Below are 22,176 nucleotides of genomic sequence, written 5' to 3'. Positions count from 1 at the left end.
GATTGCTTCCCTTCGCGCTGCTGGCGCTGGCATTGGCCGGCTGCAGCGCGCCCGACGCCGGCGCGCCCGCCGGGGCCGGGGCCCAGAGCCAGCCCGCGGCCGCACCTGCGTCGAAGCCGGCCGAAGCGCCTGCCGCCAGCGCCAACCCAGGCGTGGTGGCCCAGACCGCGGCACTGCCGCGGCTGCAGGCCAGGACCGTGGCCGGCGAGGACTACGACCTGGCCGGCCATCGCGGGAAATGGGTGGTGGTCAATTTCTGGGCGACCTGGTGCGCGCCGTGCCTGCAGGAAATGCCGGAACTGTCGGCGCTGCACGCCATGCGCGGCAACGTCGAGGTGGTCGGCCTGGCCTACGAGGACATCGAACCGGACGACATGCGCGCCTTCCTGGAAAAGCACCCGGTGGCCTACCCGATCGTCATCCTCGACCCGTACGACCCGCCGCAGGACTTCGCCACGCCGCGCGGTCTGCCGATGACCTACCTGATCGCGCCCGATGGCAAGGTCGCCCACCAGTTCCTGGGCCCGGTCGATGCCGGCAAGATCGAGCAGGCCATCGTCGAGGCCGGCGGCAAGGTGGGCTGAAACCCCGCCGCCTGCCGCGCGGCGCATGCCCGGCGTGACCCCCATGCGGGGCAAGCCCCGCATCTACGGAAAGCGGCTGCGGACCATGTAGGTGCCGGGCTCGCCCGGCACAGGCTTTCCCGCCACGCCCCAATACGGAGCAAGCCCCGCATCCACCCAAGGCGGCTACGGGCCATGTAGGTGCCGGGCTCGCCCGGCACACGCTTTCCCGCCACGCCCCAATACGGGGCAAGCCCCGCATCTACGTCGCGGGGTAGGGCGGCAGCGGCTTCACCATGCCGTACTTTTCCTTCTTCGGCTCGTCCGGCAGCGGCGGCAGGTCTATCAGCGCCTCGTCCAGGCGTGTTTCCGGCAGGCGGTCGAGCAGGTCGCGGATCAGGGTCAGGCGGCCGCGCTTCTGGTCGTTGAAATCCACCAGCGTCCACGGCGCATGGTGGGTGTGGGTCGCCTCGAGCATGGCTTCGCGGGCATGGGTGTAGGCGTCGTACTCCACCCGCGAGCGGAGGTCCACCGGCGACAGCTTCCAGCCCTTGAGCGGGTTCTCGCGACGCTCGGCGAAGCGCTTTTCCTGCTGCGCCTGGTCCACGCACAGCCAGTACTTGAACAGCAGGATGCCGTCATCCACCAGCAGCCGCTCGAACACCGGTGCCTGGGTGAGGAACGCCTGGTACTGGGCGTCGGTGCAATAGCCCATGACCTTTTCCACGCCGGCGCGGTTGTACCAGCTGCGGTCCATCAGCACGATCTCGCCAGCCGCCGGCAGATGCGCCACATGGCGCTGGAAGTACCACTGCGTGCGCTCGCGGTCGGTCGGCTTGGGCAGGGCGACGACGCGGCACTGGCGCGGGTTCAGGTGGCGCGCGATGTCCTGGATGGCGCCGCCCTTGCCGGCGGTGTCGCGGCCCTCGAACAGCACCAGCAGGCGCTGGCCCGAGTGCTGCACCCAGCGCGCCATCGCGGTCAGTTCCAGTTGCATGGGCTCCAGCAACTGCTCGTACTGCTTGCGCTTGAGCTTGTCCACGGCGGTCTCCCTGTCCCGAAGCGCGAGCCTAGCGCAGCCGGGGCACGTTGAACCAGTCGTGCGGTCCTCGCGGCAGCGACGGGTTGCCGGGCCCGCGGCGGAGCGCCCGGTGCCTTCCCGGCCGGCGACCGGCTTTTCCCCGCGCATCGGTTTTCATGTAGTTTTGCCGCAGCGCCGGGCGTGGTGCCCGGCAATGGATTAGGAGCGGTGCGATGGGGCTTGTCCAGGCAGCAAAGGGTGCGATCGGCGGCGTGCTGGCCGACCAGTGGAAGGACTTTTTCACGGTGCCGGACGGCCTGCCGGCGACGGCGGCGCTGTTCGCCGCGGTGCCGCGCGGGACCAATGCCGGCCGTGGTTCCAACACCGGCGCCTCGTCCAACATCATCAGCAACGGCTCGAAGATCGTCGTGCCCGAGGGCTACGGCCTGCTGCTGTTCCAGGACGGCGCCATCACCGGCTTCGTCGCCGAGCCGGGCGGTTACGAGTGGCGTTCGGACGACCCGAACTCGCAGTCGATCTTCGCCGGCGACGGCCTGGTCAGCACCTTCATCAAGCAGAGCTGGGAGCGCTTCAAGTTCGGCGGCCAGCCGGGTGCGCAGCAGGCGGCGTTCTTCGTCTCGCTCAAGGAACTGCCGGACAACCGCTTCGGCACCCAGTCCGAGATCTACTGGGATGACGGCTTCCTCAACACCCAGGTCGGCGCGGTCACGCGCGGCTCGTACACGCTGAAGATCGTCGACCCGATCCTGTTCGTGAAGAACTTCGTGCCGGCCAGTTACCTGCGCCCCGGCCAGGTGTTCGATTTCACCGACCTGGACAACGCCGCCGCCAGCCAGCTGTTCAACGAAGTGGTCGGCTCGCTCGCGCCGGCGTTCAGCCTGTACACGAACGATCCGGCCAAGGGCAACCGCATCACCAAACTGCAGCAGGACTCGATCGGCTTCGCGCAGAGCCTGTCAGCGGCGGTCGAGCAGGCTTACCACTGGCAGTCCGACCGCGGCCTGGCCATCGTCAAGACCGCCATCGTCTCGATCGAGTACGACGCCAACACCCGCGAGCTGCTCAAGACCGTGCAGCGCGCCGACGCGCTGTCCGGCGCGCGCGGCAATTCCAACCTGCAGGCCAGTGTCGCCCAGGGCATCCAGGCGGCCGGCGAGAACGGCGGTGCGGCGGGCCTGGTCGGCGTCGGCATGGCCTCGGGCATGTTCGGCGTCGGCGGCATGCAGCAGCCGGTTGCGCCGGCGGCCGACGATCCGGTGGCCAGGCTGAAGAAGGCCAAGGAAATGCTGGACCTGGGGCTGATCACCCAGGCCGACTACGACGCGCTGAAAGCCAAGGCGCTGGGCCTGTAACCGGCAGGACCCACGACGCCCATGTCCGATCCCCGTAACGGCCCACCGCCGCTGCCCGGGTCCGCCGCCGCGCCGCCGCCCTTGCCGGCGGCGACGCTGGACGGGCCCGGCTCGCCGCGTGACGTGCCGCCGCCGCCCGGCGGTTTCCCGCTGGAGACCGCCGATCTGCCCCAGGCCATCCGCGACGAGGTCGAGGCGCCCGATCCGCTGGCCATCGATACCTCCGCCACCGAGCTGAAGGACGGCCTCAACCGCTGCCCCAAATGCGGTGCCACCGACATCCGCCCGCGGGCCGGCAGCGACGTGCTGGTGTGCCTGTACTGCCGCCACGAGTGGCATGGCGCGCGGGTGGAAGAGGCGTTCGGGCTGGGCGAGGCCATCGACCAGCTGCGCGGTACCGTCATCGCCTCCGGTGCGCGCGACATCGACGCCGATGCCGCGGTATTGATGACCTTCAAATGCAGCGGCTGCGGCGCCGAGGTCACCGTCAACACCCAGAGCAGCATGACCGCGCGCTGCCACTGGTGCCGGCACGTGTTCGGCGTCAACGAACAGATCGCCAACGGCGCGGTACCCGACGCGGTGCTGCCGTTCCACATAAAGAAGGACGACGCGGTCGCGCGCATCCGCCAGTTCGTGGACAAGCGCCGCCTGTTCGCGCTCAAGGCGTTCAAGGACCAGTTCACCCCGGAGAACGTGGTCGGCGTCTACCTGCCGTACATGATCGTTGACGGCAATGTCAGCGCGGCGGTGGCCGGCAGGGGCGAGATCAAGACCCGCGAGTACACCCGCGGCACCGAGAAGAACCGGCAGACCTATTACGACGCCGACGTCTACCAGGTGGAGCGGCAGGTGGACTTCACCGTCGACGACCTGCCGCTGGAATCGTCGGCCGGGCGCGGCAACCTGGACACGCGCATCAATACCAACAACATCATCAACGCCATCCTGCCGTTCGACACCAAGAACGCGCTGAAGTGGAATGCCTCCTACCTGGCCGGCTACACCTCGGAAAAGCGCGACCTGGACGTGGAGAAGCTGCGCCCGCGGCTGGAGGACCAGCTGCTGTCGATCGCGCGTGCGCAGGTACACCGCTCGGTAGCGCGCTACGACCGCGGCGTGCGCTGGGAGCAGGAGCAGCTGGAGGTCCACGGCACCCGCTGGGTATCGATGTACCTGCCGGTGTGGCTGTACTCCTACCACCAGCCCGGCAGCAACGGCGGCATGCTGCACTACATCGCGGTCAACGGCCGCACCGGCGAGACCATGGGCAGCGTGCCCGTGCAGCAGTGGAAACTGCTGCTGGCCGCGCTCACCGCCGGCACGATCATCGAAGCCCTCGCAATCGCATTCCTGGTGGCTGCCTCATGAGCGACGACAGTGGACTCTGGTTGCTGGCCGCAGGCCCGGCCGGCGCGACCGCGTTGTACTGGGCCCTGTACCGGTACTACCGCAATACCGACAAATCGCATGGCTTCGAGCACGAGACCGAGATCGTGGCCAAGCCGGTGAGCGGCTCGGAGCGCAAGGTCGGCGAGGTGAAGGGCACCCAGCAGCGCCGCATCGACGGCGACAACGTCGGTGATTACCGGCGCCGGGTGAAACGCCTGCGCTGAACCTCCGCGCGTGGGTGAGGGGCCCGCACGGCGCATTGCCTGCGCTGGATCCCCCGTAGGTGCAGGGCTTGCCCTGCACGGGCTCTCGCGGCCATGCCCCGTGCGGGGCAAGCCCCGCACCTACGGGCGTTGTCGCAGATCCTTCAACAGCGCGGCGAAATCACGCGCGAAGCCGGCCATGTCGAACAGGCCGGCCTCGCCGCGGGCCGCGGCCAGGCGTTGGCGCAGGCCGGCCAGCGCGGCCGGGTCGTTGCCCAGCCGGACCGCAGTGGCGACGAAGGCCGCATCGTCGGCGGCGTTCATCTCGTCCAGCCCGAGGTGGTGGTTGAGGCTGCCGGCCACGCGCGCGGCGAAGGTGTGGCCGGGCGTGGTCAACACCGGGCAACCGGCCCACAGCGCGTCGGAGGCGGTGGTGTGGGCGTTGTAGGGATGGGTGTCGAGGAACAGGTCGGCATGCCGGTAGCGTGCCAGGTAGTGCGGGTGCGGCAGCTTGGGCATGAACACCAGGCGCGACGGATCGATGCCCTGCCGCTGCGCGACCACGCGCAGGCGCTGGTCGGCCAGTCCCGGCCCCGACAGCAGCCACAGCACGCTGCCGGGCACCCCGCGCAGCACCTCCAGCAGGCGCGCGACGCTGCGCGGGTTGAGCTTGTAACTGTTGTTGAAGCAGCAGAACACGACGCCGCCGCCGTTGCCGTCGCGTCCGGGCAGGCCGCAGTCGCCGCGCGGCGGTGGCGCCTCGACCACGCGGGTGTTGTCCGAGGGCTGGAACGCGCGCGGCAGCCGCAGCACCTTTTCGCTGAACGCCGGTTCCAGTGCCGGCGGCAACACGAACGCGTCGGCCAGCACGTAATCGATCCACGGCGCGCCCGAGGTGCCGGGGTAGGCCAGCCAGTTGACCTGCAGCGGCGCCGGCCGCATCGCCAGCACTTCCGGGGTGCCGCCGCCACCCCAGCCGCGCAGGTCGAACAGCACGTCGATGCCGGCCTCGCGGATACGCGCGGCGATGGCCGCGTGCGGCATGCCATCGACCGCGTGCAGCGTGTGGGCCGCCGCCAGCAGGCGCTGGCGGATGCGGCTGCCGTCGTCGCCGTTGAGCGCGAACAGGTGCACCTGCAGCCCGGCGTCGGCGCGCAGCTGCTCGAACAGCGCCACGGTCAGCAGCCCGGTGGGGTGCGCGCCGAAGCCATTGGAAAGGAAGCCCACCCGCAGCGGGCCGTCGGTGCGCAACTGCGCCGGTGGCAGCCGCGGGGTGGACGCGGCGATCACCTGTGCGCGCTGGCGGGCACAGGCCAGCTGCTCGGCGGCGCTGGCGTCCTCGCTGAGGAAGGCGAACGGCTCCACCGCCGGGTTGCCCTGCGCCACCGCGCCGCGCACCTGCTGCGACAGCGCCTCCAGTCCGCGCCAGTCGCACAGCCGCCGTTGCCAGTTCAGGCGCTGCGCGGCCACATAGGGCTCGTCCGGGAGCAGTGCATGGGCGCGGCGATAGGCATCGGCGGCGGCCTCGGGCTGGCCGGCGTCCTCCAGCGCATGGCCCAGCCACAGCGCGATGCCGGGGTGCCCGGGAACCTGTCGCGAGGCGTGGCGCAGCAGGTTGGCCGCCTCCTCGTGGCGGCCCTGCATCCAGCGCGCGCGTCCCAGCCGGGCCAATGCTTCGGGGTGGTCATGGCGCAACTGCAGCGCGCGCTGCGCGGCGCGTTCGCCGGCGGCCACGTCGCCGGCGCCCAGCTCGGCGTCGGCCAGCATCACCCAGGCGATGAAGTCGGCCGGCTGGCGCTGTACCGCGCTGCGCAGGTGCTGGCGTTCGTCGTGCGGGACATTCATGCGGTGGCGGAACCCTCTGCTGCGATGTGCCGATTGTGCGGGCGTGGTCGTGCATCTGCCGCGGGACCGCCGACAGTGACGACGCGCGGGCCTCAGGTGCCTTCGGACAGGCGCGCCAGTTCGTCCACCTGGTGCTCGTGCAGCAGGCGGCCGACCAGCGCGTCCAGGTCGCCTTCGATCACGTTGGGCAGGTCGTACAGGGTCAGGCCCTCGACCCGGTGGTCGGTGATCCGGCCCTGCGGGAAGTTGTAGGTGCGGATGCGCTGGCTGCGGTCGCCGCTGCCGACCTGCAGGCGCCGCGATTCGGCCTGCGCGGCCGCCTGCCGGCTGCGCTCGGCGTCCAGCAGCTGCGCCTTGAGCCGCTTCATCGCCTTGTCGCGGTTGGCGTGCTGGCTGCGCTCGGTCTGGCATTCGACCACCACCCCGGTCGGCACATGGGTGATGCGGATCGCCGATTCGGTCTTGTTGACGTGCTGGCCGCCGGCGCCGGACGAGCGGAAGGTGTCCACTTTCAGGTCGGCCGGATTGATGGCGATGTCCTCGACGTCGTCGGCCTCGGGAATGATCGCCACGGTGGCCGCGGAGGTGTGGATGCGCCCCTGCGACTCGGTGGCCGGCACGCGCTGCACGCGGTGGGTGCCGGATTCGAACTTCAGCTTCGAGTACGCGCCGCGGCCGACCACGCGGGCCACGATCTCCTTGTAGCCGCCATGTTCGCCGGGGTTGTCCGATTCGATCTCGACCTTCCAGCCCTGGCGTTCGGCATAGCGGGCGTACATGCGGAACAGGTCGCCGGCGAAGATCGCCGCCTCGTCGCCGCCGGTGCCGGCGCGCACTTCCAGGAACAGGTTGCCTTCGTCGCGCGGGTCGCGCGGCACCAGCAGCAGCGCCAGTTCCTCGTCCAGCGCCTGCAGGCGCGCCTGCGCCGCGGCGATCTCCTCTTCGGCCAGCTCGCGCAGTTCGGGGTCGGCGCGCATCGCCTCGGCCGAGGCCAGGTCGGCGCGGGCGCGGCTTTCGGCGGCCAGCGCACTGGCCACCGGCTCGAGCTGGGCGAATTCGCGCGAGAGATCGCGGAAGCGCGTGTTGTCGGCGACCACGTCCGGGTCGGCAAGCAGGCGTTCCAGTTCTTCACGGCGCTCGGCCAGGGCCAGCAGCTTACGGCGCAGGGTCGGCGTCATCGGTCCTCGCAATGGGGTGTCGATACCCGGGCACGGCCGGGAACAGGCGCTCGGCGGCACGGGTCAGGTCGGCGTCGCCTTCCAGCGCGGCCTGCCGCAGCGCGGCGGTAGGGGGGTGCAGCAGGCGGTTGGTCAGCCCGTGCGCGAGCTGCTCGAGCACCTCGTCGGCGGACTTGCCGTGGGCCAGCTGCTGCCGCGCCTTGTCCAGCAGTTCGGCGCGGGTGGCCTCGCCGAACGCGCGCAGCTGCTTGAGCGGCGCCTGCAGGTGGGTGGCGCGCAGGTTCTCCATGTAGCGGGAGACCTGCAGGTCGATGATCGCCTCCGCCTCGGCCGCGGCCTCGCGGCGGCTGCGGCGGTTCTCCTCCACGGCGCGCTCCATGTCGTCGACCGTGTACAGGTAGGCGTCGGCCAGCTCGCCCACGCCGGGTTCGATGTCGCGCGGCACCGCCAGGTCGAACAACAGCATCGGCTTGTGCCTGCGCGCGCGCAGCGCGGCGGCGACCTGCCGCTGCAGGATCACCGGTTCGCGCGCGGCGGTGGCCGAAAACACCACATCGGCCTCGGCCAGGTGGCGTTCCAGTTCGGTCAGCGGCAGCGCCACGCCGCCATGGCGGCTGGCCAGCTCCTGCGCGTGGGCGAGGGTACGGTTGGCGATCAGCAGCCGCTTCACCCGCGCTTCGCCCAGGTGCTTGGCGGCCAGCTCGATGGTCTCGCCGGCACCGACCAGCAGCACCACCGAGTCCTCCAGCCGGGCGAACGAATCCTGCGCCAGCCGCACCGCGGTCGACGCCACTGAAATGGGGTTGGCGCCGACCCGGGTGTCGGTGCGGGCGCGCTTGGCCACCGAGAACGTCTGCTGGAACAGCCGGTCCAGGTGCTGGCCGATGGCGCCGTTGTCGCGTGCCAGCGCCCAGGCGTCCTTCACCTGGCCCAGGATCTGCGGCTCGCCCAGCACCATCGAATCCAGCCCGGTGGCGACGCGGAACAGGTGGCGCACGGCGGCGTCGTCGCGGTGCTCGTACAGATACCCCTGCAGGTCGCCGGCATGGCTTTCCAGCCAGTGCGACAGGTGCCGGCCGTCATCGGCCACGGCATACAGTTCGGTGCGGTTGCAGGTGGACAGCAGCACCGCCTCGGCCAGTTGCGGCGATTGCCGCAGCGACGCCATCGCGCGCGCCAGCGCATCGCCGCCGAAGGCCGCGCGTTCGCGCAGCTCCACCGGCGCGGTCTGATGGTTCAGTCCGAGCACCCACAGGGTCATTCTGTTCAGTTGCTTGCGATAAGCTGCTGGCTGTTGATGGCCGCCATTTTACGGCCCGATTGCCGCAGATGCCCATTTCCAGACCAACCCGGCTCACCCGTATAGGCAGCGTTGCGCTGCTGCTCCTGTCGTCGGCGCCCCTGCTGGCGGCCCCGCCACCGGCGGACCGCGCCCAGGCCGCGTCGCTGACCCCGGTGCTGGCGGGGGAGTTCTCCCTGCAGGCGGGCAAGCTTGCCGACGCCGCGCGCTGGTACCTGCAGGCCGCGCGTGAGCACGCCGGCGACGTCGGCCTGGCCGAACGCGCCACCCGCATCGCCATGCTCGCCGACGACGAGGCTGGCGCCGCCGAAGCGCTGGCGCTGTGGGCGCAGCGCGCCCCCGGCGCGTTGGCGGTACGCGGTACCCGGGCGTCGCTGGCGCTGCGCCAGGGCGACACCCGGCTGGCGCGCAAGGAACTGCTGGCGGTGCTGCGTTCGCGCGAACCGCGGGCATGGCGGTATGCGGTATTGGCGCTGGCCACGGGCGGTCGCGACCCGGCGGCGCCGGCGACGGTGCTGGACCAGCTGGTCGACGCCAACGCCATTCCCGACGATCTCGAGGCCTGGCAGGAGTTCGGCCGCCTGGCGCTGCGGATGGACCGCCCGGAGCTGGCGCGGCGCATGGTCGGCGAGGTGGTCAGGCGCTTCCCCGACGAACCGCGGGTGGCCCTGCTGCATGCGTCCCAGCTCAACCAGGCCGGCAGGAAGGACGAGGCGCTGGCGCTGTTGAAGGGCGTCGAGCCCAAGGCCGCCGGCGACGACGAGCTGCGCAACGCGCTGGCCTTCGCCTACGACGCCTTCGGCGAGCCTGGCGCGGCCGAACGGGTGCTCTCCGCCGGCACCCAGGACGTGCAGACCTGGGGCATGCGCGCCTCGCTGCTGGCCAAGCAGAAGGACGATGCCGGGCTGCTGGCGCTGTACCAGGACATCGCCGCCAGGGCCGCCAAGCCGGATCCGGACCAGCGCCTGCTGCTGGGCCGGATCGCCGAGTACCTCAAGCGCTATCGCGAAGCCGTGGACTGGTACCACGGCGTGCCTGGCGGCCCGCAGCGCAGCGAGGCGCGGCTGCGTGCGGTCAATGCGCTGCACGAGCTGGGCGAGAAGGCGCAGGCGGCCGACGAGGTCCATGCCATCCAGGCCGATGCCTCGGTGGACGACGACGTGCGCCGCGATGCCTACCTGCTCGAAGCCGAGCTGCAGCAGCGCGACGAACGCAACGACGCCGAGGTCGGCATCCTCACCCGCGGCCTTGCCGCCTACCCGGACGACAGCGCGCTGCTGTATGCCCGGGCACTGGCCTGGGAGCGGCGCGACGACATCCCGCGCGCCGAGGCCGACCTGCGCAAGATCCTGGTCGCCGAGCCGGAGAACGTGGCCGCGCTCAATGCGCTGGGCTACACCCTGGCCGACCGCACCGGGCGCTACCAGGAGGCGCTGGAGCTGATCGACCGCGCGCGCGTGGCCGAGCCGGACAACGCGGCCATCGTCGACAGCTATGGCTGGGTCCTGTACCGGCTGGGGCGCAGGGAGGAGGCGCTGGTGCAGCTGCGCCGGGCATGGAGCCTGAACAAGGACCCGGAGATCGCCGCGCACGTCGGCGAGGTGCTGTGGGTGCTCGGGCAGAAGGACGAGGCGCGGCGCTTCTTCGACGAGGCGCGCAGGCTGGATCCGGACAACCGCGCGCTGCAGCGCGCGGTCGAGGCGCTTGGCGTATGACGGCAATGATGTGGCGCTGGATGGCGGTGCCGTTGCTGGCCGGCGCGCTGGCCGGCTGCGGGTCGCTGGCGACGCGGCAGCCGGCGCCGTCCACGCCGGTGCATTCGACCATCGAGCCGGCCGTGGAAACGGCGCGGCTGGCCGTGCTCGATACCGTCCCGGCGTGGTCGTTCCAGGGCCGGGTCGCGATCAGCAAGGGCCGCAACGGCGGCAACGGCCGCATCGACTGGCAGCAGCGCGGCGACGCCTACCAGGTGAGCCTGGCCGCCCCGGTGACGCGCCAGAGCTGGCAGCTGAGCGGCGGTGCCGGGCAGGTGGTGCGGCTGGACGGGCTGGAGGGCGGTCCGCGCAGCGGCGCCGATGCCGGCGAGCTGCTGCGGCAGGCCACCGGCTGGGACATCCCGGTGGCGCAGCTGGCGGCCTGGGTGCGCGGCATGCGCGCCGCCGACGCCGCGACACCCACCTACCTGGGCTACGACGCCGCGGGATTGCCGCGGGTCCTGGAGCAGGGCGGCTGGCGGATCGATTATCTCGACTGGTACCCGCAGGACGCCGGGCGGCCGGCGCTGCCCCGCCGCATCGAGGCGGTCAATGGCGACGCCAAGGTGCGGCTGATCGTGGATGAATGGAGCATGGGCGGGCAATGAACACGGTTGTCGACGCGGCCGGCTGGTCGTACTGGCCGGCGCCGGCCAAGCTGAACCTGTTCCTGCGGATCACCGGCCGCCGGCCGGACGGCTATCACGAACTGCAGACCGTGTTCCGCCTGCTGGACTGGGGCGATCGCATCGGCCTGCGCCTGCGCGGCGACGGCCAGGTCCGCCGCGAGGGAGACTCCGCTCCCGGCGTGGCCGAGGCCGACGACCTGGTGGTGCGTGCCGCGATTGCGCTGAAAGAGGTCGCCAACTGCGCCCAAGGTGTCGATATCCGCGTCGAAAAGCGCATTCCGGCCGGTGGTGGCTTCGGCGGTGGCTCGTCCGACGCGGCGACCGTGCTGGTCGTACTCAACGCGTTGTGGGGCACCGGCCTGGACGAGGAGGCGCTGGCGGCGCTGGGGCTGCGCCTGGGTGCGGACGTGCCGGTGTTCGTGCGTGGGCGCAACGCCTGGGCCGAAGGCGTCGGCGAGCGGCTGCGGCCGCTGGACCTGCCCCCGGCCTGGTACCTGCTGGTCGACCCGGGCGTGCATGTGCCCACCGCCGACCTGTTCCGTTCACCGGATTTGACGCGGGATGCCGCGCCCGCGAAAATAGCGGACTTCGCTTCCGGGACCGACCTCGGGAATGCGTTCGAGCCGGTGCTGCGATGCCGGGAGCCCGCCGTCGATGCGGTGTTCCAGGCGCTTTCGCGCGTCGGCCGGGCACGGCTCACGGGGTCGGGAAGCGGTTGTTTCGTCGAGTTCGCCACGCGCGCTGCCGCCGAGCACGCCCGGGCGGAGTTGCCGGAGCGGCTGCGGGCATGGGTGGTTGCGGGCGCAGCGCGCTCGCCACTGCTCGATGCACTGGAAGCGATAGCAGTGAAGGATTGATGCAGGGGCGTCGCCAAGAGGCCCAAGGCACCAGGTTTTGATCCTGGCATTCGTAGGTTCGAATCCTACCGCCCCTGCCACTGCCCGGGTTTTCCCGTGGCAGCCCGCACGTTGCCGTGCGGGGAAGCAAAGCGCTGGCCGCGGATGCCGGACGCTGCCGCCACAGGATGTTCCCCCGCTCCCGCTCTTTCGCCGCCGCCCGAGAAAGCCCACATGCAAGACGCCCAGAACCTGCTGGTTTTTTCCGGCAATGCCAACAAACCCCTTGCGCAGAGCATCTGCAAGGAGCTGGGCGTGCAGCCGGGCAAGGCGCTGGTCTCCAAGTTCTCCGACGGCGAAGTGCAGGTCGAGATCCAGGAGAACGTGCGCAAGCAGGACGTGTTCGTGGTGCAGCCGACCTGCGCGCCGAGCGCCGAGAACCTGATGGAGCTGCTGGTGATCATCGACGCGCTCAAGCGCGCGAGCGCCGCCTCCGTCACCGCGGTGGTGCCGTACTTCGGCTACGCCCGCCAGGATCGCCGCATGCGCTCCTCGCGCGTGCCGATCACCGCCAAGGTCGCCGCCAAGATGTTCTCGGCCGTGCATACCGACCAGATTCTCACGGTCGACCTGCACGCCGACCAGATCCAGGGCTTCTTCGACATGCCCGTGGACAACGTGTACGCCTCGCCGCTGCTGCTGGCCGACATCTGGCGCGCCTACGGCACCGACAACCTGATCGTGGTCAGCCCGGACGTCGGCGGCGTGGTGCGCGCCCGCGCGGTGGCCAAGCGCCTGGACGACGCCGACCTGGCGATCATCGACAAGCGCCGGCCGCGCGCCAACGTCGCCACGGTGATGAACATCATCGGCGACGTCGAAGGCAAGACCTGCGTGATGGTCGACGACATCGTCGACACCGCCGGCACGCTGTGCGCCGCCGCCGCCGCGCTGAAGGCGCGCGGCGCGGTCAAGGTCGCCGCGTACTGCACCCACGCCGTGCTCTCGGGCCCGGCGGTGGACAACCTGAACAACTCCCAGCTCGACGAGCTGGTGGTGACCGACACCATCCCGTTGTCCGACGTGGCCCGTGTCTGCACCAAGATCCGCCAGATCAGCGTGGCCGAGATGCTGGCCGAGACGATGCGCCGCATCGCCTTCGGCGAATCGGTCAGCTCGATGTACGTGGATTGAAGCATCCCGGTTCCCGGCGCCGTGCCGGGACCGGCAGCGGCATCCCTGGTCGCGGGGATGCCTTCATCACGCACCGCATGCGGTGCAACAACCAAGAGTAGTCAACAATGGCAAAGTCCCACGAAATCAAAGTCGCCCGTCGCGACGTGCAGGGCAAGGGTGCGAGCCGCCGCCTGCGTCACGCCGGCCTGGTGCCGGGCATCGTCTATGGCGGTGACCGCGAGCCGGCGATGGTCGAGTTCAACCACAACGAAATCTGGCTGGCCCAGCAGAACGAGTGGTTCTACTCCTCCATCATCGACCTGAACCTCGATGGCAGCATCTACAAGGTGCTGCTGCGCGACATGCAGCGCCACCCGTACAAGCAGCTGGTCATGCACCTGGACTTCCAGCGCGTGAACGAGAATGAAGTGCTCAACGCCACCGTGCCGCTGCACTTCATCAACGAGGAGATCTCCCCGGCCGGCAAGACCGCCGACGTGCTGGTCACCCACGAGCTGAAGGAAGTGCACATCGCCTGCCTGCCGAAGGACCTGCCGCAGTCGATCGAAGTCGACCTGGCGAACCTGACCGCCGGCGACATCATCTACCTGTCGCAGCTGAAGCTGCCGGCGGGCGTGGAAATCCCGGCGCTGAAGCTGGGCAAGGACCACGACGACGCCGTGGTCATCGCCAAGGCGCCGAGCGCTGCCGAGGAAGCCGCCGAGTAATCGGCCGGCTGCGTCCGCCCGCAACGGGCGGACGCAGCCAACGGTGGACGCATGACTGGCTTGCGCTTGATCGTCGGTCTGGGCAATCCCGGAACCGAACACGCCCGGACCCGGCACAACGCCGGGTTTCATTTCGTTGAGGCCCTGGCCGAACGGGCGGGCGCGCGCTGGGCGCTCGACGCCAAGCTGTTCGGCGAAGTGGCCAGGGTCGACATCGGCGGCCAGCCGGTATGGCTGCTCAAGCCCGCCACCTTCATGAACCTGTCCGGCAAGTCGGTGACGGCCGCGCAGCGGTTCTGGAAGATCGAACCGGAACAGACCCTGCTCGCGCACGACGAGCTGGACCTGCCGCCGGGCACGGCGCGCCTGAAGTTCGATGGCGGCCACGGTGGCCAGAACGGCCTGCGCGACACCATCCGCCTGCTCGGGCATGGCCGGTTCCACCGCCTGCGCGTCGGCATCGGCCACCCGGGCCACAAGGACCGCGTGGTGCCGTGGGTGCTGGGCCGTCCGTCGAAGGACGACGAAGTGCTGATCGCGCGCGCCATCGACGACGCCATCGACGTGCTGCCGCTGGCGGTCGCCGGCGACTTCAACGAGGCCATGAAGCGCCTGCACACGGGCAAGCCGTGATTGCGGCCTGCGCTTTCGCGGACCCAGGCGTCCGTGGAGAGCGCAGGCCGGAATCCCGAATCCTGGAGTTTGTTGCATGGGTATCAAATGCGGCATCGTCGGCCTGCCCAACGTCGGCAAGTCGACCCTGTTCAATGCGCTGACCAAGGCGGGCATCGCCGCGGCCAATTTCCCGTTCTGCACGATCGAGCCAAACACCGGCATCGTGCCGGTGCCGGATCCGCGGCTCGAGGCGCTGGCGGCCATCGTCAAGCCGGAGCGGGTGATCCCCACCACCATGGAGTTCGTGGACATCGCCGGGCTGGTCGCCGGCGCATCCAAGGGTGAGGGCCTGGGCAACAAGTTCCTGGCCCACATCCGCGAGACCGACGCCATCGCCCACGTGGTGCGCTGCTTCGAGGACGGCAACGTCATCCACGTCGCCAACAAGGTCGACCCGATCGCCGATATCGAAACCATCGATACCGAGCTGGCGCTGGCCGACCTGGAATCGGTGCTGAAGGCGCTGGACCGCGCCAACCGCGCGGCCAAGGCCAACGACAAGGAGGCGCTGGCGCGCAAGCCGGTGCTGGAGAAGCTGGCCGCGGCGCTCGACCAGGGCCGCTCGGCGCGCTCGGCCGGGCTCGATGCCGAGGAGAAGGCGTTGGTCCGCGACATGTTCCTGATCACGCTCAAGCCGCTGATGTACATCGCCAACGTCGCCGAGGACGGGTTCGAGAACAACCCGCACCTGGACGCGGTGCGCGCCCGTGCCGAGGCCGAGGGCGCCGAGGTGGTGCCGGTATGCGCGGCGATCGAGGAAGAACTGGCGCAGCTGGACGACGCCGACCGCGACGAGTTCCTCAAGGACCTCGGCCTGGAAGAGCCGGGCCTGAACCGGGTGATCCGCGCCGGTTACAAACTGCTGGGCCTGCAGACCTATTTCACCGCCGGCGTGAAGGAAGTCCGCGCCTGGCAGCTGCGCGCCGGCTCCACCGCGCCGCAGGCCGCCGGCGTGATCCATACCGATTTCGAGCGTGGCTTCATCCGCGCCGAGACCATCGGCTACGACGACTTCATCACCCTCAAGGGCGAGCAGGGCGCCAAGGAAGCCGGCCGGCTGCGCCTGGAAGGCAAGGACTACATCGTCAAGGAAGGCGACGTGCTGCACTTCCGCTTCAACGTCTGATCCGCGGCGCACCGCCCGGAACACGAAGGCCCCGCAATGCGGGGCCTTCGCATATGTGGCCCGCGCCGGATGTCGCCACGGCGCCCGCCGCCCTGGACAAAAATGCGCCAGAGTGCGCGCCGCCCTTGCAGCATCGGCGCGCGTCAGGGTTGTCCACAGGCTTTTCCCTGCCTTCTGCACATGCGCTGTGGAGAACCCGGAAGGGCCCGGGTGGCATCGACGGGGCGGGGTGCCCAGGCGCGGAAAACGACAAGGCCCGCGATGCGGGCCTTGTCGTTGTTGCGAGGAGCGGGCGTATTACAGCGGCTTGCCGCCCAGCTTCCAGGTGACCTGCACGAAGTAGCTGCGGCCCGTGCTGTCGAACCAGGCGGTGTCGTAGTACGGGTAGTTGGCCCAGGTCGGGTCCTTCGGCGGCATCTTGTCGAACAGGTTGTTGACCGACAGCGACACCCGCAGATGATCGCTGATGTCGTAGCGCGCGCCGGCGTTGAAGCGCCAGGTGGCCTGGGTCCAGGCGTCGTCGTCGTAGTTCGGGACGCGGCCCAGATAGTTGCCGAACAGGCTGGCGCCCCACGCGCCCTTGTCCCAGTTCACGCCCACGTTCGCCTTGGCCCGCGGCAGCGCGGGGCTGAAGGTCTCGTAGTGCAGCATGTCCTCGGACGCGTCGCCCGGGTAGCGCTGGAATGTGTGGTCCTTGACCCAGGTGTAGTTGCCGTTGACGCGGAAATCGCCGGCCCGGGTCTGCAGCCGGTAGCTGGCGGCGACGTCGATGCCGGAGGTTTCCTCCTTGGCGATGTTGATCGGCGCGAAGCGCACGCTGCTGATGTCGCCATCGGCATCGCGGATCACCCGGGCAAGCGCGTCCTGGCAGGTCGGCGAATTGATGTCCACGGCCACGCCGGCGTCGGTCTTGCCGAGGCGGCAGTTGGCCTCGGTGATGCGCAGCCGCTCGCGGTCCTGCACCTGGACCTGGTTCATGACCTTGATCTGGTAGTAGTCCACCGCCAGGTCGAGGCCGTCCAGCGGTGACCAGACGAAGCCGGCCGAGAACGACTTGCTGGTCTCCACGCCCAGCTCGATGTTGCCCTTGTAGACGTCGAAGGTGCTCACGTCCCAGCTGCCATCGTCGTAGCAGTCACCGTCGCTGAAGCCCGGCTCCTCGCTGCGGCACTGGTAGTAGTCGGTGGCGTAGCGGGTGCGGTAGTAGTCGTCGCCGGCGAACAGGTAGTGCATGTCCGGCGCGCGGAAGCCGGTGCCATAGGAGCTGCGCACCAGCAGGGTGTCGAGCGGGCGCCATTCCAGGCCCGCGCTGTAGGTGAACTTGCCCGGGTGCTTGCCGCCGTAGCTGTAGCGGTCGTAGCGTCCGGCCAGGCTGGCCTGCAGGGTGGACAGCATCGGGATGCGCAGTTCGCCCGCGGCACTCCAGTGGTTGCGGCTGCCGCTGCCGTCGCCGTAGCGCGGACCGGTGTAGGCGTCCTCGGTCAGGGCCAGCGGATCGGGGTTGATGCGGTAGGACTGGCGGCCATACTCGATCGCACCGGCAAAGCCCACGTCGCCGGCCGGCAGCGAGAACAGCGCGGTGTTGTCGGCGGTGAAGCTGACGTTGTCGTTCTTGGCCACCGGGCGGAACGTGGACATGGCCGCGATGGAGGCGAACTCGGCCGGCGTCAGCGGGGTGAACAGGCGCGTCGGGTCCGGGTTGTAGATCGCGTAGCCGCTGTCGGTGTAGCCCAGTCGCTCGCCCAGGAAGAAACGGTTGGCGGCGTCGGCCTTGATCCGCGGCATCTCCACGTCGGCCTTGTACTGCGAATGGTTCCAGGCCGCTTCCCAGTTCCACGCCTCGGCGAAGATGCCCTTGAGGCCGGTGGTCACCGCCAGCGTCTTCTGGGTGGTGGTGTTCATGCGGTTGCGCAGCCCGCCGATCTCTTCCGGCGAGAACTGCCGCGACCAGATCTCGCGGCTGTCGGTGGCGGCGTTGTAGAACACCTTGTTGCGGTAGTTGTTGGTCGACGCCGGGTCGTGGAACTCCCAGCCCATGACGTCGCTGACGACGTCGTTGCCGTTGGTGCCGGTCAGCAGGCGCACCGTCTGGTGGCCGGCCTGCAGGTCGGCGAACCACGACAGCTCGTCGTTGAAGCGGTATTCGAACGAACCGTAGGCGTTGATGCCCTTGCGCTCGTTCTGGATCGTGCGGTACGCGATGGCGCGCTCACTGCCGCAGTAGGGCTCGCCGAAGCGGTCCTCGGCCAGGTGGGTGGTGCCGTCGTTCAGCCCCGACAGCGCCTTGCAGCCATCGGCGGGCGCGATGTTGACGTCGTCTTCCCAGTTGGTGATCTGGGCGATCAGGCGCGGCAGGCGGCGGCGCTCGGTCGGCGCGTCCAGGGTGGAATCCTGCACGTTGCGCTGGGTACCCCACAGCGGGCGCTTGTTGAGCAGCTCCATGCCGACGATGCCGCTGAAATTGCCCTGCTCGAAGCCGGTGGTGAGGGTCAGGTCATGCGATTCGCCACCGCCGCGGCTGGTGTCGCCATAGCGGTAATCGATGGTGGTGCCGTCGGTGGACTTCTTCAGGATGAAGTTGATCACGCCGGCCATCGCGTCCGAGCCGTAGACCGCCGATGCGCTGCCGGTCAGCACCTCGATGCGGTCGATCATGCCCAGCGGGATGTTGCCGATGTCGGTGAAGTTGCTCCTGCCGTTGAGCGGCAGCGGGAAATCGGCGATGCGGCGGCCGTTGATCAGCACCAGGGTGTGGTTGGGGCCGAGGCCGCGCAGGTCGACCGCCTGCGCGCCGGGCGTCGACTGTGCGCCGGTGGTGTTCTGCTGGCCCTGCACGGTGCCGCTGTTCTGGCTGAGCGAACGCAGGACGTCGGGGACGGAGGTGAACCCGGCCGACTGGATCTGCTCGGCGGTCACCACGGTGACCGGGGCGGGGCCTTCCACCTGCGCGCGCGGGATGCGCGAACCGGTGACCTGCACGGTATCCAGTTGCTTGGTTTGATCGTTGTCGGTGCTCTGGGCCAAGGCCGTTGCGGAGGCGGCCATGCCAAGCAGGGCCAACTGGATCGAACACACCATTGCGTGTTTGCGCATGAATCAGGTCTCTGCTGAAAGTGTTCCGGAAAGTGTCTGGCCGGCCCGCGCAAGCGCCGGGAGCCCCGGCAAACGTGAATGGGGCGTGATCATCTAACACCTTTTTTACACGCTTGACCACTGCCGGAAAGTCTGGCATTACGGTATGGAAGCGATTACATGATGGTCTGGAGGGCGGTATGAGGCGGATGGTGTCCCGATGCGGGCGGTTGGCCCTGGTGCTGGTGGCGCTCGGCATGGCCGGCGGCGCGGTTGCCGCGGGGAGCAGGGGGCTGTCGGATCCGGGCTACCGCTATTACGAAGTGGGCGACCTGGACGCCGAGCGGCCCGGCCAGACCCAGGCAGCGATGATGCTGATGGGCGGCGGCGACTGGGTTCCCGAAGCCTTCCACTGGTGGGTCGAGCGCGCCGGCAACGGCCGCGTGGTGATCCTGCGCGCCTCCGGCGACGACAACCTGCAGAACGAGCTGTACTACGACATCGGCGGGGTCACCTCGGTGCAGACCCTGGTATTCGACAGCCGCAAGGCCGCCGACGACCCGGCGGTGCTGCGGGTGGTGCGCGGCGCCGACGCCATCTTCATCGCCGGCGGCGACCAGTCCCGCTACATCCGCTTCTGGAAGGGGACCGAGCTGAACCAGGCCCTCAACGAGCACGTCGCCGCGGGCAAGCCGATCGGTGGCACCAGCGCCGGGCTGGCGATTCTCGGGGGGTACAGCTATGGCGCGCTGGACGGCGGCAGCGTCAACTCGCCCACCGCGCTGAGCGACCCGATGGGCAGCAAGGTCACCATGGACCAGGACTTCCTGACCATGCCCTATCTTTCCAACGTGGTCACCGACACCCATTTCGCCAAGCGCGAGCGCCTGGGCCGGCTGATCGTGTTCGTCGCCCGCGCCGCCCAGGAGAAGGGGCAGGACGATATCGTCGGCATCGGCGTGGATGAGGACACCGCGCTGTGCGTCGAGGCCGATGGCCGCGGCCGCGTCTACTCGCTCGACGACGGCTATGCCTGGCTGGTGATGCCGCACCGCACCGCCGACCGCCTGAGCAGCGGCGAATCGCTGGAATTCAGCTCCATCCCGGTGACCGGGGTGGGCGCCGGCAGCCGCCTGCACCTGGACGGGTTCACCGTCGACAACCCGGCCTTCACCGCCGTCGCCAACGTGGTCGATGGCGAACTGGAGCTGCAGCCGGACTGATGCCTGCGCGTGCAGCCCGGATGGACGTGGAAGGGGCTTCGGCCCCTTCCCGCGTTTCAGTGGGGGGGGCGTGAATGGCAGGATCCGTGGCGACAGCGTCTGTTCAGACCCATGAAGGCGTGCCTAGAATCGGGCACCTTTCCTGAGTGAAGAAACATGAAGCTGACTTCCGCGGTGTTGCTGGGCCTGGCGTCGTTGTCTTCCGTGTCGGCGGTGGCCGCGCCGGCCTCCCCCCTGCTGGTGATCCACGGTGGCGCCGGCGTGGAGCGCCAGGACCTCAACCCGGAGGAAGTGCGCGCGGCGCGCGCCGCGCTGGAGGCGGCGCTGCGCAAGGGGCACGAGGCGCTGGCGGCCGGCAAGCCGGCGATGGACGCGGTCACCGCCGCGATCACCGTGCTGGAGAACGACCCGACCTTCAATGCCGGTCGTGGCGCGGTCTTCACCCATGACGGCAAGAACGAGCTCGATGCCTCGCTGATGGACGGCGCCACCCTGCGCGCGGGCGCGGTGGCGGGCGTGCACACCGTCAAGAACCCGATCCTGCTGGCGCGCGCGGTGATGGAGCATTCGCCGCACGTCATGATGATCGGGCAGGGCGCGGAGATGTTCGCCGCCGAGCAGAAGATCGAGCAGGTGGATCCGTCCTACTTCCGCACCGAGAAGCGCTGGCAGCAGCTGCAGCGCGCGTTGAAGGAAGAGGCCGCCGGGCAGGCGCACGCCGACCTGGAGACGGCCAAGCATTTCGGTACCGTCGGCGCGGTCGCGCTCGACGCGCAGGGCAAGCTGGCCGCGGGCACCTCCACCGGCGGCATGACCAACAAGCGCTACGGGCGCGTGGGCGACTCCCCGATCATCGGCGCCGGCACCTATGCCAGCGACAGCTGCGCGGTGTCGGGTACCGGCTGGGGCGAGTTCTACATCCGCCTGGCCGCGGCCCACGAGATCTGCTCGCGCATGAAGTACCTCGGCGAAACCCCGGCCCAGGCCGGCGACGAGGTCATCGTCAGGCGCCTGCCGGCGATGGGCGGCGATGGTGGCGCGATCGTGCTGTCGGCCGACGGCAAGGCGGCCACGCCGTTCAACACCGAGGGCATGTACCGCGGCTGGATCGGTGCCGACGGCGTGCCGCACGTGGCGATTTTCGCCGACGAGAAGCTGAAGATGCCGGGCGAGTGAGCGGGTCGCGCTGCCGGTGATGGAAATTTTCGCGGAATGTGAAAATTTCTGTTGACAGCATCGCGGGCCATCACCAGAATAGCGGGCTCTCCCACCCCTGACCGGTTAGGCCAAGGTCATCAGAAAAGGGGTGGAGCGGAGGGATACCCAAGCGGCCAACGGGGGCAGACTGTAAATCTGCTGGCTTACGCCTTCGGTGGTTCGAATCCACCTCCCTCCACCAGTTTCATGTTGTGGCTGTTTTCCCGGTGCGGGAGTAGTTCAATGGTAGAACCTCAGCCTTCCAAGCTGATGGTGCGGGTTCGATTCCCGTCTCCCGCTCCATTGAACGAAATTGAAAACATGTCATAATACAAAACTCGCTCACGTAGCTCAGTCGGTAGAGCACCTCCTTGGTAAGGAGGAGGTCGAAGGTTCGATTCCTTTCGTGAGCACCATCTTGCTCAAAGCGCCATAACCAACCAGTTACCGAGAAGAAGCAGCCATGTCCAAGGGTAAGTTCGAGCGTACCAAGCCGCACGTCAACGTCGGCACCATCGGCCACGTCGACCATGGCAAGACCACGCTGACCGCCGCGCTGACCAAGATCGGTGCCGAGCGTTTCGGTGGCGAGTTCAAGGACTACTCCTCGATCGACGCCGCGCCGGAGGAGAAGGCGCGTGGCATCACGATCTCGACCGCGCACGTCGAGTATGAATCCGCGACCCGCCACTACGCCCACGTGGACTGCCCGGGCCACGCCGACTACGTGAAGAACATGATCACCGGTGCGGCGCAGATGGACGGCGCGATCCTGGTGTGCTCGGCCGCTGACGGCCCGATGCCGCAGACCCGCGAGCACATCCTGCTGTCGCGCCAGGTCGGCGTGCCGTACATCGTCGTGTTCCTGAACAAGGCCGACATGGT

The 22,176-nt window shown here is 69.3% G+C and carries 19 protein-coding genes and 4 tRNA genes; 18 read left to right on the top strand and 5 right to left on the bottom strand.

Annotated elements, in window-relative coordinates:
• Positions 1 to 2: 2 nt before the first annotated feature.
• Positions 3 to 584: a TlpA disulfide reductase family protein gene (locus MKP15_RS16015; protein WP_240213434.1), complete on the top strand. Its 582-nt coding sequence runs from the start codon at positions 3 to 5 to the stop codon at positions 582 to 584.
• 241 nt (positions 585 to 825) lie between these two features.
• Here MKP15_RS16015 and ppk2 read toward each other — a convergent pair whose 3' ends face one another.
• Complete coding sequence (gene ppk2 / locus MKP15_RS16010; RefSeq protein ID WP_104938115.1) at positions 826 to 1,605, bottom strand: polyphosphate kinase 2; 780 nt, start codon at positions 1,603 to 1,605, stop codon at positions 826 to 828.
• Positions 1,606 to 1,817: 212 nt separating this feature from the next.
• Between ppk2 and MKP15_RS16005 the strand changes: the two genes are divergently transcribed.
• Genes MKP15_RS16005 through MKP15_RS15995 form a run of 3 tightly spaced genes read left to right on the top strand, consistent with a single transcriptional unit; the run spans position 1,818 to position 4,573 of the window.
• Positions 1,818 to 2,957, top strand: coding sequence for an SPFH domain-containing protein (locus MKP15_RS16005; protein ID WP_240213398.1), 1,140 nt, complete (start codon positions 1,818 to 1,820; stop codon positions 2,955 to 2,957).
• Between the two features lie 21 nt (positions 2,958 to 2,978).
• Positions 2,979 to 4,328, top strand: coding sequence for a TFIIB-type zinc ribbon-containing protein (locus MKP15_RS16000; RefSeq protein ID WP_240213397.1), 1,350 nt, complete (start codon positions 2,979 to 2,981; stop codon positions 4,326 to 4,328).
• The gene (locus MKP15_RS15995; protein ID WP_240213396.1) at positions 4,325 to 4,573 is read left to right on the top strand and encodes a hypothetical protein; all 249 of its coding nucleotides are present in this window, start codon (positions 4,325 to 4,327) and stop codon (positions 4,571 to 4,573) included. The genes MKP15_RS16000 and MKP15_RS15995 overlap by 4 nt, the downstream gene beginning before the upstream one ends.
• A gap of 120 nt (positions 4,574 to 4,693) precedes the next feature.
• Here the strand turns inward: MKP15_RS15995 and MKP15_RS15990 are convergent, their stop codons facing one another.
• The 3 genes from MKP15_RS15990 to hemA all read right to left on the bottom strand — a co-directional run bounded on the left by MKP15_RS15990 (position 4,694) and on the right by hemA (position 8,836).
• The gene (locus tag MKP15_RS15990) at positions 4,694 to 6,397 is read right to left on the bottom strand and encodes a tetratricopeptide repeat protein (protein ID WP_240213395.1); all 1,704 of its coding nucleotides are present in this window, start codon (positions 6,395 to 6,397) and stop codon (positions 4,694 to 4,696) included.
• Between the two features lie 92 nt (positions 6,398 to 6,489).
• Complete coding sequence (prfA, locus tag MKP15_RS15985; protein ID WP_104938120.1) at positions 6,490 to 7,575, bottom strand: peptide chain release factor 1; 1,086 nt, start codon at positions 7,573 to 7,575, stop codon at positions 6,490 to 6,492.
• Positions 7,553 to 8,836 carry a glutamyl-tRNA reductase gene (hemA, locus tag MKP15_RS15980; protein ID WP_104938121.1) on the bottom strand — a complete coding sequence of 428 codons (1,284 nt, stop codon included), beginning with the start codon at positions 8,834 to 8,836 and terminating at the stop codon, positions 7,553 to 7,555. The genes prfA and hemA overlap by 23 nt, the downstream gene beginning before the upstream one ends.
• A gap of 68 nt (positions 8,837 to 8,904) precedes the next feature.
• Here hemA and MKP15_RS15975 point away from each other — a divergent pair, with 68 nt between their 5' ends.
• The 8 genes from MKP15_RS15975 (at position 8,905) to ychF (ending at position 15,799) form a co-directional block, all read left to right on the top strand.
• Positions 8,905 to 10,590 (top strand): tetratricopeptide repeat protein, encoded by a 1,686-nt coding sequence (locus tag MKP15_RS15975; protein WP_240213394.1) that lies wholly within the window; start codon positions 8,905 to 8,907, stop codon positions 10,588 to 10,590.
• Positions 10,587 to 11,237, top strand: a complete 651-nt coding sequence (gene lolB / locus MKP15_RS15970; protein ID WP_240213393.1) for a lipoprotein insertase outer membrane protein LolB — start codon at positions 10,587 to 10,589, stop codon at positions 11,235 to 11,237. The genes MKP15_RS15975 and lolB overlap by 4 nt, the downstream gene beginning before the upstream one ends.
• On the top strand, positions 11,234 to 12,115 hold the full coding sequence (ispE, locus tag MKP15_RS15965) for a 4-(cytidine 5'-diphospho)-2-C-methyl-D-erythritol kinase (RefSeq protein WP_240213392.1): 882 nt from the start codon (positions 11,234 to 11,236) through the stop codon (positions 12,113 to 12,115). Before lolB ends, ispE begins: the two co-directional genes overlap by 4 nt.
• A gap of 3 nt (positions 12,116 to 12,118) precedes the next feature.
• Positions 12,119 to 12,195: transfer RNA gene (locus MKP15_RS15960), tRNA-Gln, on the top strand.
• 133 nt (positions 12,196 to 12,328) lie between these two features.
• Positions 12,329 to 13,288: a ribose-phosphate diphosphokinase gene (locus tag MKP15_RS15955; protein ID WP_056931954.1), complete on the top strand. Its 960-nt coding sequence runs from the start codon at positions 12,329 to 12,331 to the stop codon at positions 13,286 to 13,288.
• Positions 13,289 to 13,395: 107 nt separating this feature from the next.
• Positions 13,396 to 13,998, top strand: a complete 603-nt coding sequence (locus tag MKP15_RS15950) for a 50S ribosomal protein L25/general stress protein Ctc (protein ID WP_104938125.1) — start codon at positions 13,396 to 13,398, stop codon at positions 13,996 to 13,998.
• Between the two features lie 51 nt (positions 13,999 to 14,049).
• Positions 14,050 to 14,631, top strand: a complete 582-nt coding sequence (gene pth, locus MKP15_RS15945; protein WP_104938126.1) for an aminoacyl-tRNA hydrolase — start codon at positions 14,050 to 14,052, stop codon at positions 14,629 to 14,631.
• Positions 14,632 to 14,707: 76 nt separating this feature from the next.
• Positions 14,708 to 15,799, top strand: coding sequence for a redox-regulated ATPase YchF (gene ychF / locus MKP15_RS15940; protein ID WP_104938127.1), 1,092 nt, complete (start codon positions 14,708 to 14,710; stop codon positions 15,797 to 15,799).
• A gap of 297 nt (positions 15,800 to 16,096) precedes the next feature.
• On the opposite strand, the gene MKP15_RS15935 is transcribed toward ychF, so the two are convergent.
• Complete coding sequence (locus tag MKP15_RS15935) at positions 16,097 to 18,892, bottom strand: TonB-dependent receptor (RefSeq protein ID WP_240213391.1); 2,796 nt, start codon at positions 18,890 to 18,892, stop codon at positions 16,097 to 16,099.
• A gap of 236 nt (positions 18,893 to 19,128) precedes the next feature.
• Here MKP15_RS15935 and MKP15_RS15930 point away from each other — a divergent pair, with 236 nt between their 5' ends.
• The 6 genes from MKP15_RS15930 to MKP15_RS15905 form a co-directional block, all read left to right on the top strand.
• On the top strand, positions 19,129 to 20,094 hold the full coding sequence (locus MKP15_RS15930) for a cyanophycinase (RefSeq protein ID WP_237723396.1): 966 nt from the start codon (positions 19,129 to 19,131) through the stop codon (positions 20,092 to 20,094).
• A 156-nt stretch (positions 20,095 to 20,250) separates the two neighbouring features.
• Positions 20,251 to 21,270, top strand: coding sequence for an isoaspartyl peptidase/L-asparaginase (locus MKP15_RS15925; protein WP_240213390.1), 1,020 nt, complete (start codon positions 20,251 to 20,253; stop codon positions 21,268 to 21,270).
• A gap of 137 nt (positions 21,271 to 21,407) precedes the next feature.
• Positions 21,408 to 21,493, top strand: a tRNA-Tyr gene (locus tag MKP15_RS15920).
• A gap of 27 nt (positions 21,494 to 21,520) precedes the next feature.
• A tRNA-Gly gene (locus tag MKP15_RS15915) sits at positions 21,521 to 21,594 on the top strand.
• Positions 21,595 to 21,631: 37 nt separating this feature from the next.
• Positions 21,632 to 21,707: transfer RNA gene (locus tag MKP15_RS15910), tRNA-Thr, on the top strand.
• A 47-nt stretch (positions 21,708 to 21,754) separates the two neighbouring features.
• Positions 21,755 to 22,176: GTP-binding protein (locus MKP15_RS15905; protein WP_240213389.1), on the top strand; the 422-nt coding region annotated here is incomplete at its 3' end.

The sequence above is a fragment of the Stenotrophomonas sp. Y6 genome (assembly GCF_022436665.1).
GTDB classification, from domain to species: Bacteria; Pseudomonadota; Gammaproteobacteria; order Xanthomonadales; family Xanthomonadaceae; genus Stenotrophomonas; species Stenotrophomonas acidaminiphila_A.
Note: the sequence above shows the minus strand (reverse complement) of the source record. Positions and strands in the feature narration are given on the sequence as shown.